We start from the raw sequence: 13,388 nt of genomic DNA, 5'->3' as shown, positions 1-13,388 counted from the left end.
TCGTACTGGGGGCCTGTAGTGATCACCACTCTAATGTGCTTTTTGGATAAATGTTGTGGTTATTACTACATTTGGCCTTGAGTAACGCCTTTAAAAAAGGTATTTGTAGCTTAACTTGATAAAAGAACCAACATTATGCTCTCGATTACGGTTGAACCGTGCACTTTCGCCTTGTTCGGCGCCTTGGGCGACCTGGCAGTGCGCAAGCTGTTCCCTGCGTTGTACCAGCTGGACCGTGCTGGACTGCTGCATGCCGAGACCCGAATTTTCGCTCTGGCCCGTGAGGCGGGCACGCCTGAAGAGCATCTGGCGTATATCGACAAGAGCCTGCGCCGTTTCGTCCCCGAATCGCAGCTTGAGCGTGAACATGTGGAGCGTTTTCAGGCGCGCCTGAGCTACCTGCACGTGGATTTTTTGAAGGGCGAAGACTACGCCGCGCTGGCCGAGAAAGTCGGCGATGCGCAAACCATGATCGCTTACTTCGCAACGCCCGCTTCGGTATACGGAGCGATTTGCGAGAATCTGGCGTTGGTCGGCCTGACCGATCGCACCCGGGCCGTGCTGGAAAAACCGATCGGCCATGATCTCGCATCGTCCCGTCGGGTCAACGATGCGGTGGCCAAATTCCTACCCGAGAATCGCGTTTATCGCATCGACCACTATCTGGGCAAAGACACCGTACAAAACCTCATCGCGCTGCGTTTCGCCAACAGCCTGTTCGAAACCCAATGGAACCAGAACTACATTTCCCACGTCGAGATTACTGTGGCGGAGAAAGTAGGGATCGAGGGCCGTTGGGGTTACTTCGATCAGGCTGGTCAGTTGCGCGACATGATCCAGAACCACCTGTTGCAACTACTGTGTCTGATTGCGATGGACCCGCCGAGCGACCTGTCCGCCGACAGCATCCGCGATGAAAAGGTAAAAGTGCTCAAGGCACTGGCACCGTTCACCCCGGAGCGCCTGGCGACCCAAGTGGTGCGTGGGCAATACATCGCCGGTTACAGCGAAGGCAAACCGGTACCCGGTTATCTGGAAGAGGAAAACTCCAACACCGCGAGCGACACCGAAACGTTCGTTGCCATTCGTGCCGACATCCGTAACTGGCGTTGGGCCGGGGTTCCGTTCTATCTGCGTACCGGCAAGCGCATGCCGCAAAAGCTGTCGCAGATCGTGATTCACTTCAAGGAACCGCCGCACTACATCTTCGCCCCGGAACAGCGAATGCAGATCAGCAACCGCCTGATCATCCGCCTGCAGCCTGATGAGGGTATCTCGCTGCAAGTGATGACCAAGGATCAGGGGCTGGACAAAGGCATGCAATTGCGCAGCAATCCTTTGCAACTGAGCTTCTCCGACGCATACCACAGCGCCCGAGTCCCGGACGCCTATGAGCGGTTGCTGTTGGAGGTCATGCGCGGCAATCAGAACCTGTTTGTCCGCAAAGATGAGATCGAGTATGCGTGGCAATGGTGCGACCAGTTGATCGCAGGCTGGAAGAAGGCGGGCGATGCGCCCAAGCCTTATGCGGCAGGCTCTTGGGGGCCGATGAGTTCCATTGCGCTCATTACTCGTGACGGGAGGTCCTGGTATGGCGATATGTGAACTTCAATTTCCGGCTGGCCTGAAAGCCAACGAATTCGATAACCCCGAACAACTGGCCAGCGCGCTGGCCGATCACGTGGCCGAGCGTCTGACGGCGGCCATTTCCAGCAATCCGCATGGCATCGCGACCTTGGCGGTGTCAGGTGGCAAGAGTCCGGTGGCGTTCTTCCAGGCATTGGCGCAAAAGCCGATCCAGTGGTCGAAAGTGGTTATCACGCTCGCCGACGAGCGCTGGGTACCGACCGAGCACGCCGACAGCAATGCCGGTCTGCTCAAGCGCTTTCTGTTTCAAGGACCGGCGGCCGAAGCAGGTTTCTTCAGCCTGTATCGCCCGACGACGACCTTGGACGAAGCGGCAGCGGCTACGGATGAAGCGCTGAAAGAATTGCCGAAAATTGACGTGCTGATTCTGGGCATGGGCGATGACGGTCATACCGCGTCGCTGTTCCCGGGCAGCCCTAACCTCGCCGAGGCGCTGGATCTGAACAGCAACAAACGCTGTCTGCCGATGCTGGCCCCGAGCATCCCCCATCAGCGTCTAACCATGACGCGCTCCCTGTTGGCGTCGGCAACGACGCCAATCCTGTCCGTTTCCGGGCAGGCAAAACTGGAAACACTGCGCACCGCGCTGGCAGGCGATGATCTTGCCGAAATGCCGGTTCGCGCGTTCCTCAATTCGTCTCTAGAGATTTACTGGTGCCCATAAGCGATGGATCAGCCGCCATGGAGAAAACCCAAATGACACAACCGTTGAACAGCATGGCGAGCAAAGTTGCCCAGATCGATGAACTCTGCGCGAAAGCGAAGATTCTGCCGGTCATCACCATTGCGCGTGAACAGGACGTGCTGCCGCTGGCCGATGCGCTGGCAGCAGGCGGCCTGACCGCGCTGGAAATTACCCTACGTTCCGAATTCGGCCTCAAGGCCATTCGCATGCTGCGCGACGCTCGTCCTGAGCTGTGCGTTGGCGCGGGCACTGTGCTGGATCGACACATGCTGAAGGCATCTGAAGAGGCCGGTTCGCAGTTCATAGTCACGCCTGGCAGCACGCAAGACCTGCTGGAAGCCGGTGCGCAGAGCGAATTGCCGCTGCTGCCGGGCGTTGCCAGTGCGTCGGAAATCATGATCGGTTACGCGCTGGGCTATCGTCGCTTCAAGCTGTTCCCGGCTGAAATCAGCGGCGGTGTTGGTGCGCTCAAGGCTTTGGGCGGTCCGTTCCCGGAAGTCCGCTTCTGCCCGACTGGCGGCGTCAGCGCGGCCAACCTGAAAAACTACATGGCGTTGCCGAACGTGATGTGCGTCGGCGGCACATGGATGATCGACAACGCCTGGGTCAAGAACGGTGACTGGGGGCGCATCACTGAGGCGACGGCCGAAGCGGTTGCGCTGTTCGGCTGACGCAGGCGTCAGGCGCCCCGTTGATTGATCTTCGACAGCTCCCGTTCATGCGTGAGCTGTTCTAATCGAGAGCATTGAATGCGTTCGAGCGCTGGGGCGCTGCTACAGGAGTCGTTGTTGCATGGCTGTTTAACGGTGTTCCTTTGGTCAGGAGCGCCGTTTTTTTTGCCTGATTTTCAGAAAAAACAGACGCTATAAATATGTACCGCACTCGACCTCAAGCGCTTTCGTATCTTTAGCACTCCTTTGTAGTTGTTTTTCCATGAAGCTCTTTGGCGGCACCGTATTCGTCTGCGGTTGCCGCTTTTTTTTGCCCGATTTTTGGTGGGCGCAGATCAACGCGTTCAGGTGAAGCGGATCGGTGTCTTCAGCGGGCTTTCGCGTAACGGCTCGCGAGGGCGTGTGCGCAAAGGATCGAGGAGGGCGGACAGCCCGTTGTGGTCGATCTCGTGCATCAAGGCCAGCAAGCTGCCCAGTTCCCCGGCAGGAAATCCTTTGCGGGCGAACCAGTTCAAATAGTCACCGGGCAGGTCCGCCAGGAGGCGACCTTTGTATTTGCCGTAGGGCATTTCCCGGGTCACCAGCAGTTTGAGTTTTTCGGGATTCATGCCGACTCCGTTTATCGTTTTCAATGAACTTGGACGATACGTGCATTCTGCAAGTCCGCCAATGCACTCATCATGCAGAACGCGAGGTTGAACATAATGTTGAATGTTGTAAGTCATTGAAAATAGGGTAGAAATATTTATCAGATTATCTGGCACGCACGCTGCAATAACAGTGTTATCGAGTGTGGACACATCAACCCTTCGATTAACCTGCCAGAAAGGAACTGCAAAATGACAGACATCAACAAAGAAGCGATTTCGGTCCTGAATGATCTGATCGAAACCAGTAAGGATGGCGAAAAAGGTTTTCACACCAGCGCCGAAGACCTGAAAAACCCAGAGATTAAAGCCTACTTCCTTTCTCGCGCTTCGGAATGCGCGTCGGCCGTGCGTGAGCTTCAAGCCGAAGTTCGTGCGCTCGGTGGCGATCCAGAAAATTCCTCCAGCGCTGCAGGTACTGTGCACCGTCTGTGGGTCGAGCTGAAATCGGCAGTCACTGGCAAAAGCGATGAAGCCGTGCTTAATGAAGTGGAACGTGGTGAAGACCATGCACTGAAAGCCTATAAAGAGGCTCAGCAAAAGGCTGTGGAAAAAGCATTTCCAACCAATGTGGTCAGCCTTATTCAGCGTCAATTGGCAGGTGTGCAAGCCAACCACGACAAAGTGAAGGCGCTGCGCGACTCTGTTCGCAGAGCGAGCTAATCGCCAGAGTGATCGAAAAACGCCAGCCTGACTGGCGTTTTTTTATGGGCGCGGTTCGACCCTGTTACGACCGTTTCGTTTGGCTTGGTACAACGCTGTGTCGGCATCGGCCAGCAGTTGCGGTTGCTTGTCTCCTGATCGTGGCCGCTGTGAGGCGACACCAATGCTAACTGTGACGGGATGAGTTTCGCTGGCATAGGGCGGCAGGGACTCTATGGCGATTCTGATCTTTTCTGCCAGTGCATAGGCGCCTCGCAGATCGGTTTCCGGCAATACGACCATGAACTCTTCTCCGCCATAGCGAGCCGCGAGATCGCCCGGGCGACGGATGTTGGCGGCCAGGGTTTTGGCCACATTGCGCAGCGCGACGTCGCCGCCGTGATGGCCGTGTCGGTCGTTGAACGCCTTGAAGTGATCCACATCGATCATCAGCAGCGAGAGCGGGGTGCCTGAACGCATGCTGCGCGCCCATTCTTGCCGCAGGACCATGTCCAGCCGACGACGGTTGGCAAGTCCTGTCAGGCCATCCGTTGCCGCCAGTTCGGCCAGCTCCCGTTCCGCCCGGTGCCGTAACTTCAATTGTTGGCCCAGCAGGTAGGACAGCCACAGGATGCCCAGGCACAACAGGCCGGTTGCGCTCGCTACCAGCAGCGCATTGCGCTTCCAGACCGCGTACACCTCGTCCCGCGACTGTGCGACCACCACGATCAGGGGTAGGTCGCCCACCCGCGAGAATGTGTAGAGCCTGCGTTCGCCATCCAGTTCCGAGACGGCGGTGAAGCTGCCGTTGACCTCCTTGAGAATGCGCTGGAAATTGGGTCGCTGACTGAAATCCTGCCCGATGAAGGTACGCTCGGTTTCCTCCGGTTCCCTGGCGAGCATTATGCCGTCGGCGTTGATCAGATTGATGGTGCCGTGCTGGCCGACGTCCAGTCCGCGAAACAGGCGGTTGAAATACGCCAGACGCATCGATGCGGCTACCACGCCGACGAACCTTCCGTCAGGCGAGGGGATCCGGCGGCTGAAGCTGATACACCAATCCTTGAACCCCCAGCGCGACTTGAAAGGGCCAGCAACCTGCAAGGCCAGAGAAGGGTTATCCCGGTGCCAGGCGAAACTGGCGCGGTCGGAGAAGTTGTCTTCGCGAGGGATGGCTGAAACTGAATCGGCAACGATGGTGCCGGTTTCGTCCAGCACCACCAGATCGCCTTTGTAAGGGGCAGCGGTTGAGCGGTCGAACAGCACCTGCTGACGTAACTGTGCGGAAATCGACATCACCTCCGGCTGCCGCCAGGTGGCGATCATGCCCTGAAGCGATGTGTCGTAGAGGTCTGCGCTGCGTTGCACGTCGGCGTCGATCAACTGCACCACGTTGTTCGCCGAACGCACCGCAGTATCGGTAGCGTTGCCGTACTCGCGAGCAAGCAGTGACGTGACGATCAGCACAATCGCCAACACCGCCAGTACGCTGCCGGTCATCAACATTTTTTCCGAGCGGGACCAAGCCCCGTGAAGCGCCAACGCTGCGGACAGTGTCATCGATCAACTCTGTGAAGGTACACCCGAAAACCCGTCACGCTTGAGTATGGACCTCAGTCGCCACTCAGGCTGATGAACGATTGAGAGTGGATGATGAGCAATGAGGTGTTTCAAAGCGGTGAATTAAAGATCCATCGCCGAGAATGATCAAGTCGGATGATTCCGAGGGTTGGGTGAGGGCGGGGGGATCTGGAGATTGTTGCGACCTTCCCCGACGGGCAGATCAAAAACCCAGAATTTTTCGAACTGACGAGCGCCGAGGACTTCAAAGGAATGCATTGGTAAGCGGGGCGATTACTCGCCCTCGTCAAACTTGTTGTTGATCAGCTCGATCAGACCTTCCAGTGCCGCATGTTCGTCGTCGCCTTCGGTCAGCAGGTGGATTTCGGTGCCTTTTCCGGCGGCGAGCATCATGACGGCCATGATGCTTTTGCCGTCGACCATGCTGTCGGGAGAGCGACCGACGCGGATCTGGCACGGGTATTTACCGGCAACGCCGACGAACTTGGCGGCCGCGCGGGCGTGCAAGCCCAGCTTGTTGATGATGGTGATCTGGTGAGCGGGCATCGCGTAAGGGGTCCTTTCAGCTGAGGTCGCGGTGGCGGACCTGAACATTCTTGAGCGATTGCTGCAGGACCTGACCCAGACGTTCGGTCAGATAGACGGAGCGGTGATGCCCGCCAGTGCAGCCAATGGCAATGGTGACGTAAGCGCGGTTGCTGGCGGCGAAGCGCGGCAACCACTTGATCAGGTAGGAAGAGATGTCCTGAAACATCTCTTCGACATCCGGTTGCGCCGCCAGGTATTCGGCGACGGGTTGATCCAGCCCGGATTGCTCGCGCAGCTCCGGCTTCCAGTAAGGATTCGGCAGGCAGCGCACATCAAACACCAGATCTGCGTCCACCGGCATGCCGCGCTTGAACCCGAACGACTCGATCAGGAAAGCGGTGCCGGGTTCTGGCTTGTTCAGCAGCCGCAGTTTGAGCGTGTCACGCAACTGGTACAGATTCAGGTGGGTCGTGTCGATGGTCAGGTCGGCCAGATCGATGATCGGCCCCAACAACGTCTTTTCGTCACGAATCGCTTCCGCCAGCGAGCGTGTGGCGGTGCTCAGCGGGTGGCGGCGACGGGTTTCCGAGAAGCGTTTGAGCAATGTGGACTCTTCGGCGTCCAGGAACAGCACATCACAGCGGATATGCCGGGCGCGCACCTCTTCGAGCATGCGCGGAAAGCGAGTCAGATGACTGGGCAGATTGCGTGCGTCGATCGAAACCGCCAGCAGCGGCTCGGCCAGTTCGGTGTTGATCAGAGCGCGCTCGGCGAGTTCGGGCAGCAGGCCCGCCGGCAGGTTGTCGACGCAGTAAAAACCGCTGTCTTCGAGAACATCGAGGGCCGTGCTCTTGCCGGAGCCGGAGCGACCGCTGACGATGATCATGCGCATGATCAGTGGCCGTTCTGGACGTGAAGCACGACGTTGTAGAGCTCATCACTGCTTTTCGCCGCGCGCAGGCTGGCGCGGACATCCGCACGATCAAGCATGCTGGCGATTTGGCGCAGCAGCTCAAGATGAGCATCGGTAGCGGCTTCGGGCACCAGCAGCACAAACAACAGGTCCACCGGGGCGCCGTCAATCGCGTCGAAATCGACAGGGCGTTCAAGGTGCAATACCGCGCTCACTGGGGCAGTACAACCCTTGAGTCGGCAATGAGGAATCGCGATGCCATTGCCGAAACCGGTAGATCCCAGTTTTTCACGGGCAATGAGGCTTTCGTAGACAGTTTCCCAGTCGAATTCAGGCACCTGTTGCCCGATCATTCTGGCGATCTGTTCGAGTACGGCTTTTTTGCTGCCACCTGGCACGTTCACGAGGGAACGGCCAGGGGTCAGGATATTTTCAAGTCGAATCATGGATGGGGAGTATCAGCGAGCTGCCGCACCTTTGAGGATGCTTTGCTGCTTTTCCTTATGCTTGAGCAATTGTCTGTCGAGCTTGTCAGTGAGCAGGTCGATTGCCGCATACATGTCGTCATGCTCCGCATTGGCAACCACCTCTCCACCGTGGATATGCAGAGTGGCCTCGATCTTCTGTTTGAGTTTCTCGACGGCCATCGTCACTTGCACATTCGTAATCTTGTCAAAGTGCCCTTCGAGCTTTTTCAGCTTCAGCTCGACGTATTCGCGCAGGGGCTTGGTGACTTCCAGTTGGTGTCCACTGATGTTGACTTGCATACAGCTTCTCCTTCGTTGCCAGTGCATTAAGAGGCAGACCTTGGGGCCTGCCACTGGAACGCTGTGGCCTGTGACCTCTACATCAGCCGCTTGCGTTCGCTCGAAGGCGCTATCCCCAGGGATTCGCGGTACTTGGCGACCGTGCGGCGGGCCACTTGAATGCCTTGTGCCTCCAGTAAACCAGCGATCTTGCTGTCGCTCAACGGCTTTTTCTGATTTTCCGCAGCAACCAGTTTTTTGATGATCGCGCGGATCGCCGTGGACGAGCATTCGCCGCCTTCGGAGGTGCTGACGTGGCTGGAAAAGAAATACTTCAGTTCGTAAATGCCACGGGGCGTATGCATGAATTTTTGCGTGGTCACGCGGGAAATCGTCGATTCGTGCATGCCCACCGCTTCGGCGATGTCATGCAGAACCAGCGGTTTCATCGCCTCGTCGCCGTATTCAAGAAAGCCTCGCTGGTGCTCGACGATCTGGGTGGCGACCTTCATCAGCGTCTCGTTGCGGCTTTGCAGGCTCTTGATGAACCAACGCGCCTCTTGCAACTGATTGCGCATGAAGGTGTTGTCGGCGCTGGTATCGGCACGGCGCACGAAACCGGCGTACTGCGGATTCACACGCAGTCGTGGCACCGCTTCCTGGTTGAGCTCGACCAGCCAGCGTTCGTTGTCCTTGCGCACGATGACATCCGGGACGACGTATTCGGCTTCAGTGGATTCGATCTGCGAGCCGGGGCGCGGGTTGAGACTCTGGACCAGTTCGATGACCTGGCGCAGGTCGTCTTCCTTGATCTTCATGCGGCGCATCAGTTGCGCGTAGTCGCGGCTACCGAGCAAATCGATGTAGTCGCTGACCAGACGCTGGGCTTCGGCGAGCCATTTGGTTTTCGCCGGAAGCTGACGCAGTTGCAGCAGCAGACACTCGCTCAGTGTGCGGGCGCCGACGCCAGCCGGTTCGAATTGCTGAATGCGGTGAAGGACCGCTTCGATTTCATCCAGCTCGATGTCGAGTTCGGGATCGAACGCATCCAGCAGTTCTTCGAGGGATTCGTCCAAGTAGCCCTGGTTGTTGATGCAGTCGATCAGCGTCACGGCAATCAGGCGATCCGTGTCAGACATCGGCGCCAGATTCAATTGCCACAGCAGGTGGCTTTGCAGGCTCTCGCCAGCGGACGTGCGGGTGGTGAAATCCCATTCATCGTCGTCGTTGCTGGGCAGGCTGCTGGCACTGGTCTGGTAGATGTCTTCCCAGGCGGTGTCGACGGGCAGCTCGTTGGGGATGCGCTCGCTGTCGCTCCATTCGCCGTCTTCGAGGTTGTCGACGGTGGGCGTGGATTCCTGGTAAGTCGGTTCCTGAACGTCAGCAGCAGGTTTTGTTTCGATGTTGTCGGCCATCGGGTCGGCGTTATCGAAATCGTCGCCTTCTTCCTGGCGTTCCAGCATGGGGTTGGACTCCAGTGCCTCCTGGATTTCCTGTTGGAGATCCAGCGTCGACAGTTGGAGTAAGCGGATGGCCTGTTGCAGCTGCGGTGTCATCGTCAGCTGCTGGCCCATTCTCAAGACTAGCGAAGGTTTCATGGCAGGGGCTTAACACCTTATTCGCCGGCGCACTCGCGCCATCCACTACTAGGGCGCCGTGGCGCCAACTTAAGCAAATTATATGCCTGAAACCGGAGTGTTTGCCTAGGGTGTGATGGCAATTAATGCGAGGTTGGCGATGAGCCGCATGCCGCGTTCCGTCGTCAACCACTCGCCATCGCCCGCTTAGAGGCGGAACTCGTGGCCGAGGTACACTTCCTTCACCAACTGGTTGGCGAGGATGGTTTCAGCATCGCCTTCTGCGATCAGTTGCCCATCGTTGACGATGTAAGCGGTTTCGCAGATGTCGAGGGTCTCGCGGACGTTGTGGTCGGTGATCAGAACGCCGATGCCCTTTGCCTTGAGATGGTAGATGATCTGCTTGATGTCGCCCACGGAGATGGGGTCGACACCGGCGAACGGTTCGTCCAGCAGAATGAATTTGGGCGAGGTGGCCAGGGCGCGAGCGATTTCCACACGGCGACGCTCACCACCCGAAAGGCTCATGCCCAGGTTGTCGCGAATGTGCGTGATGTGGAATTCCTGAAGCAGGCTTTCCAGCTCCTTGCGACGTCCGGCGCGATCGAGGTCCTTGCGGGTTTCAAGGATGGCCATGATGTTGTCCGACACCGACAGCTTGCGGAAGATCGAAGCTTCTTGCGGCAGATAACCGATACCGGCACGGGCGCGGCCATGCATGGGCTGGTGGCTGACATCCTGATCGTCGATCAGCACGCGCCCCTGATCGGCCTGCACCAGGCCGACGATCATGTAGAAGCACGTCGTCTTGCCTGCGCCGTTGGGGCCTAGTAGACCGACGATCTGACCGCTGTCGATGGACAGGCTGACGTCACGTACGACCTGGCGAGCCTTATATGCCTTGGCCAGGTGTTGGGCTTTCAGCGTTGCCATTACTGGGCCTTCTGCTGGTCGGTTTTCTTTTTCGGCTGGATCACCATGTCGACGCGAGGGCGAGCTTCGGTGACCTTGCTGCCGGTGGCGCGGCCAGCACTGGCGAGTTTACGGACCGTGTCATAGACGATCTTCTCACCCTGCGTGGTGTTGTTGTCCTTGTCGACAACCTTGGCCTTGTCGATCAGCACAATGCGGTTTTGCGGCGCATGGTACTGGATCGTCACGCCCCAGCCCTGAACGGGTTTCGGGTCGCCAGCGGTTTGCAGCTGCTCGAAATAGGCCAGATTGCCTACCGAGGTCACAACGTCGATATCACCGGCCGGGGTACGGGTCATGGTCACCTTGTTGCCGGTCACCTTCATCGAACCCTGGGTAATGATCACGTTACCGGTGTAGGTGGCGATGCCTTGTTTGTCATCCAGCTGAGCATCGTCGGCCTGAACACGGATAGGCTGATCCTGATCGTTCGGCAGAGCCCAGGCGCTCACGCTTCCCAGTGCTGCGCCCAAGCCGAGCAAAATAGGGAGGGTTTTAAGGAGCCTCATACTGTCCTCTTGCGTTCGATAGCAGGTGAATCCTGCTTTCTTTTAGATAGGCCTTCATACCCGTACCGGTGCTCACGCCGTTAAAGCCGTCGATTCTAACGGGTTGCGCGGTTTCCGCATATTGCTTCTGAGGGAAGACAGTCATGCGGGTGCTGGTGATGATCGTGGTGCGGTTCTTTTCGTCGGTGCGATTGATGCGGACATCGTCGATCAGCTCGACATGATCGCCTCCCGGCGACACTTCCGCACGCACGCTCTTGACGTGCCACGGGAATTCGGTGCCGCGATACATCACCAGAACGGGTGTCGTCATCAGGGTCACGTCGGTGGCCTTCAAGTGTTCGACCTTGTCGGACGTCAGGTCGTATTGCACCGAGCCGTCTTCAAGGTACTGGATGCTGTGGGCGTTCGTCGCATAGTAATCGATTGCGCTCTCGTCCACGGCCGCCTTGGGCTGATCCATGAAGCTTTCCGGGCTGATGTTCCAGTACCCGGCCGCTGCAAGCAGTGCGGCGAGTACACCGAAGATCAGAAATGTACGAATTCGTTTGCTCAGCATAAATGCACTTCTATAAGTAGGCGGCATGGGCCGCTTCGAGATTGCCCTGAGCGTTCAGGATCAACTCGCAAAACTCTCGGGCTGCACCTTCGCCACCACGTGCCTGGGTGACGCCGTGGGCGTGTTCGCGCACGAACCCCGCCGCGTTGGCGACAGCCATGCCCAGGCCCACCCGGCGAATCACCGGCAGATCCGGCAGATCGTCGCCCAGATAGGCGACCTGCTCGTAGCCCAGGTTCAATTGCTTGAGCAATTCGTCGAGTACGACCAGCTTGTCTTCGCGCCCCTGGTACAGGTGCGCGATGCCCAGATTTTTGGCACGGCGCTCGACGACAGGCGTCTTGCGACCACTGATGATAGCGGTAGTCACGCCCGAATTGATCAGCATCTTGATGCCTTGACCGTCCAGCGTATTGAACGTCTTGAACTCGCTACCATCTTCGAGAAAGTACAGACGGCCATCGGTCAGAACGCCATCAACGTCAAAGACCGCCAGTTTGATCTGTTTGCCGCGTTGCATCAGTTCGTTCATATCGCCACTCACTTACATGACTCCTGCGCGAAGAAGGTCACCGAGGTTGAAGGCGCCAATAGGGTGGTCGTTCTGGTCGACCACGATCAGTGCGCCAATCTTGTTGTCTTCCATGATTTTCAAAGCCTCGGCGGCCAGCATCTCCGGGCGTACGGTTTTTCCGTGCGCGGTCATCACGTCGTCGATGGAGGCCTGGCGAATGTCGATGTCGCGATCCAACGTGCGGCGCAGGTCGCCGTCGGTAAAGATTCCGGCCAGTCGGCCATCTGCTTCAAGAATAGCGGTCATGCCCAGGCCCTTTCGGGTCATTTCCATCAGCGAGTCGCGCAGTGGGGTGCCGCGGGCGACCTTCGGCAGTTCGTCGCCGGTGTGCATGACGTGCTCGACCTTCAGCAGCAGCCGACGGCCCAGTGCGCCGCCCGGATGGGAGAATGCGAAATCTTCGGCGGTGAACCCGCGGGCATCGAGCAGTGCAACGGCCAGGGCGTCACCCATGACCAATGCTGCTGTGGTCGATGAGGTCGGTGCCAGATTCAACGGGCAGGCTTCTTTTTCTACGCGCGCGTTGAGGTTGACGTTGGCGGCCTTGGCCAGCGCTGATTCGGGATTGCCGGTAAGGCTGATGAGCTTGATGCCCAGACGCTTGATCAAAGGCAGCAGGGTGACGATTTCAGCGGTTGTGCCTGAGTTGGACAGGGCGAGAATGATGTCGTCGCCGGTAATCATGCCCATGTCGCCGTGGCTGGCTTCGGCAGGATGCACAAAGAAAGCGGGGGTGCCGGTGCTGGCCAGGGTGGCAGCGATTTTCTTGCCTATATGGCCGGATTTGCCCATGCCGACGACGACGACACGCCCCTTGCTGGCGAGAATCATCTCGCAGGCACTGACGAAGTCTGCGTCGATGTGCGCGAGCAGGCCTTCAACCGCTTCGATCTCAAGGCGGATGGTGCACTGTGCGGATTGAATCAGGTCGCGAGCGTTGGTCATGTCTGAAGAGGGTCGGTCGGGTGAAAAGGCGGCGATTATAGCGGCAATGTTGAAAAGCCTCACGCATCATCGCAGTTGTTTGTTTATAGAAACGGCAGTTCCTTCAGCTTCTGTGCAGTAACAGCCGCAACGTGTGCAGGAAATTTCCTGCTGCCTCGAAATATTTCTCTGAAGATACAACTGACCTGTTTG

The 13,388-nt window shown here is 57.9% G+C and carries 16 protein-coding genes; 4 read left to right on the top strand and 12 right to left on the bottom strand.

Annotated elements, in window-relative coordinates; translation table 11 throughout:
- The first annotated feature begins 135 nt into the window (after nucleotides 1-135).
- From zwf to ACI2KB_RS09225, 3 genes are read left to right on the top strand one after another with little or no spacing between them, the layout of a single operon-like run.
- On the top strand, nucleotides 136-1,605 hold the full coding sequence (zwf, locus tag ACI2KB_RS09235) for a glucose-6-phosphate dehydrogenase (protein WP_404633657.1): 1,470 nt from the start codon (nucleotides 136-138) through the stop codon (nucleotides 1,603-1,605).
- Nucleotides 1,592-2,311 (top strand): 6-phosphogluconolactonase, encoded by a 720-nt coding sequence (gene pgl / locus ACI2KB_RS09230; protein ID WP_404633655.1) that lies wholly within the window; start codon nucleotides 1,592-1,594, stop codon nucleotides 2,309-2,311. The genes zwf and pgl overlap by 14 nt, the downstream gene beginning before the upstream one ends.
- A gap of 32 nt (nucleotides 2,312-2,343) precedes the next feature.
- Complete coding sequence (locus tag ACI2KB_RS09225; protein ID WP_404633653.1) at nucleotides 2,344-3,003, top strand: bifunctional 4-hydroxy-2-oxoglutarate aldolase/2-dehydro-3-deoxy-phosphogluconate aldolase; 660 nt, start codon at nucleotides 2,344-2,346, stop codon at nucleotides 3,001-3,003.
- Between the two features lie 344 nt (nucleotides 3,004-3,347).
- Here ACI2KB_RS09225 and ACI2KB_RS09220 read toward each other — a convergent pair whose 3' ends face one another.
- A complete protein-coding gene (locus ACI2KB_RS09220; RefSeq protein WP_404633651.1) occupies nucleotides 3,348-3,611 on the bottom strand; it encodes a DUF3820 family protein in 264 nt (87 codons plus the stop codon).
- Nucleotides 3,612-3,842: 231 nt separating this feature from the next.
- Between ACI2KB_RS09220 and ACI2KB_RS09215 the strand changes: the two genes are divergently transcribed.
- Nucleotides 3,843-4,313 (top strand): PA2169 family four-helix-bundle protein, encoded by a 471-nt coding sequence (locus ACI2KB_RS09215; RefSeq protein WP_404633649.1) that lies wholly within the window; start codon nucleotides 3,843-3,845, stop codon nucleotides 4,311-4,313.
- Between the two features lie 42 nt (nucleotides 4,314-4,355).
- On the opposite strand, the gene ACI2KB_RS09210 is transcribed toward ACI2KB_RS09215, so the two are convergent.
- From ACI2KB_RS09210 to ACI2KB_RS09160, 11 genes are all read right to left on the bottom strand, one after another.
- On the bottom strand, nucleotides 4,356-5,852 hold the full coding sequence (locus ACI2KB_RS09210; protein ID WP_404633647.1) for a diguanylate cyclase: 1,497 nt from the start codon (nucleotides 5,850-5,852) through the stop codon (nucleotides 4,356-4,358).
- Nucleotides 5,853-6,146: 294 nt separating this feature from the next.
- Entirely contained in the window at nucleotides 6,147-6,419 is a 273-nt protein-coding gene (locus ACI2KB_RS09205) for an HPr family phosphocarrier protein (protein ID WP_404633645.1), read from the bottom strand.
- Between the two features lie 16 nt (nucleotides 6,420-6,435).
- Nucleotides 6,436-7,293, bottom strand: a complete 858-nt coding sequence (gene rapZ / locus ACI2KB_RS09200) for an RNase adapter RapZ (RefSeq protein ID WP_404633643.1) — start codon at nucleotides 7,291-7,293, stop codon at nucleotides 6,436-6,438.
- 2 nt (nucleotides 7,294-7,295) lie between these two features.
- Complete coding sequence (gene ptsN, locus ACI2KB_RS09195) at nucleotides 7,296-7,760, bottom strand: PTS IIA-like nitrogen regulatory protein PtsN (RefSeq protein ID WP_404633641.1); 465 nt, start codon at nucleotides 7,758-7,760, stop codon at nucleotides 7,296-7,298.
- Between the two features lie 12 nt (nucleotides 7,761-7,772).
- Entirely contained in the window at nucleotides 7,773-8,081 is a 309-nt protein-coding gene (gene hpf, locus ACI2KB_RS09190; RefSeq protein ID WP_003377554.1) for a ribosome hibernation-promoting factor, HPF/YfiA family, read from the bottom strand.
- 77 nt (nucleotides 8,082-8,158) lie between these two features.
- Entirely contained in the window at nucleotides 8,159-9,658 is a 1,500-nt protein-coding gene (locus tag ACI2KB_RS09185; RefSeq protein ID WP_404633638.1) for an RNA polymerase factor sigma-54, read from the bottom strand.
- A gap of 186 nt (nucleotides 9,659-9,844) precedes the next feature.
- Nucleotides 9,845-10,570 (bottom strand): LPS export ABC transporter ATP-binding protein, encoded by a 726-nt coding sequence (gene lptB / locus ACI2KB_RS09180; RefSeq protein WP_404633636.1) that lies wholly within the window; start codon nucleotides 10,568-10,570, stop codon nucleotides 9,845-9,847.
- Complete coding sequence (gene lptA, locus ACI2KB_RS09175) at nucleotides 10,570-11,118, bottom strand: lipopolysaccharide transport periplasmic protein LptA (RefSeq protein WP_404633634.1); 549 nt, start codon at nucleotides 11,116-11,118, stop codon at nucleotides 10,570-10,572. Before lptA ends, lptB begins: the two co-directional genes overlap by 1 nt.
- Nucleotides 11,105-11,677: an LPS export ABC transporter periplasmic protein LptC gene (gene lptC / locus ACI2KB_RS09170; protein WP_404633632.1), complete on the bottom strand. Its 573-nt coding sequence runs from the start codon at nucleotides 11,675-11,677 to the stop codon at nucleotides 11,105-11,107. Before lptC ends, lptA begins: the two co-directional genes overlap by 14 nt.
- Nucleotides 11,678-11,687: 10 nt before the next feature.
- Nucleotides 11,688-12,209: a KdsC family phosphatase gene (locus ACI2KB_RS09165; RefSeq protein ID WP_404634337.1), complete on the bottom strand. Its 522-nt coding sequence runs from the start codon at nucleotides 12,207-12,209 to the stop codon at nucleotides 11,688-11,690.
- 12 nt (nucleotides 12,210-12,221) lie between these two features.
- A complete protein-coding gene (locus ACI2KB_RS09160; protein ID WP_404633630.1) occupies nucleotides 12,222-13,196 on the bottom strand; it encodes a KpsF/GutQ family sugar-phosphate isomerase in 975 nt (324 codons plus the stop codon).
- Between the last annotated feature and the right edge of the window lie 192 nt (nucleotides 13,197-13,388).

It is taken from the genome of Pseudomonas sp. NPDC088444, from assembly GCF_044900175.1.
Classification (GTDB): domain Bacteria; phylum Pseudomonadota; class Gammaproteobacteria; order Pseudomonadales; family Pseudomonadaceae; genus Aquipseudomonas.
Note: the sequence above shows the minus strand (reverse complement) of the source record. Positions and strands in the feature narration are given on the sequence as shown.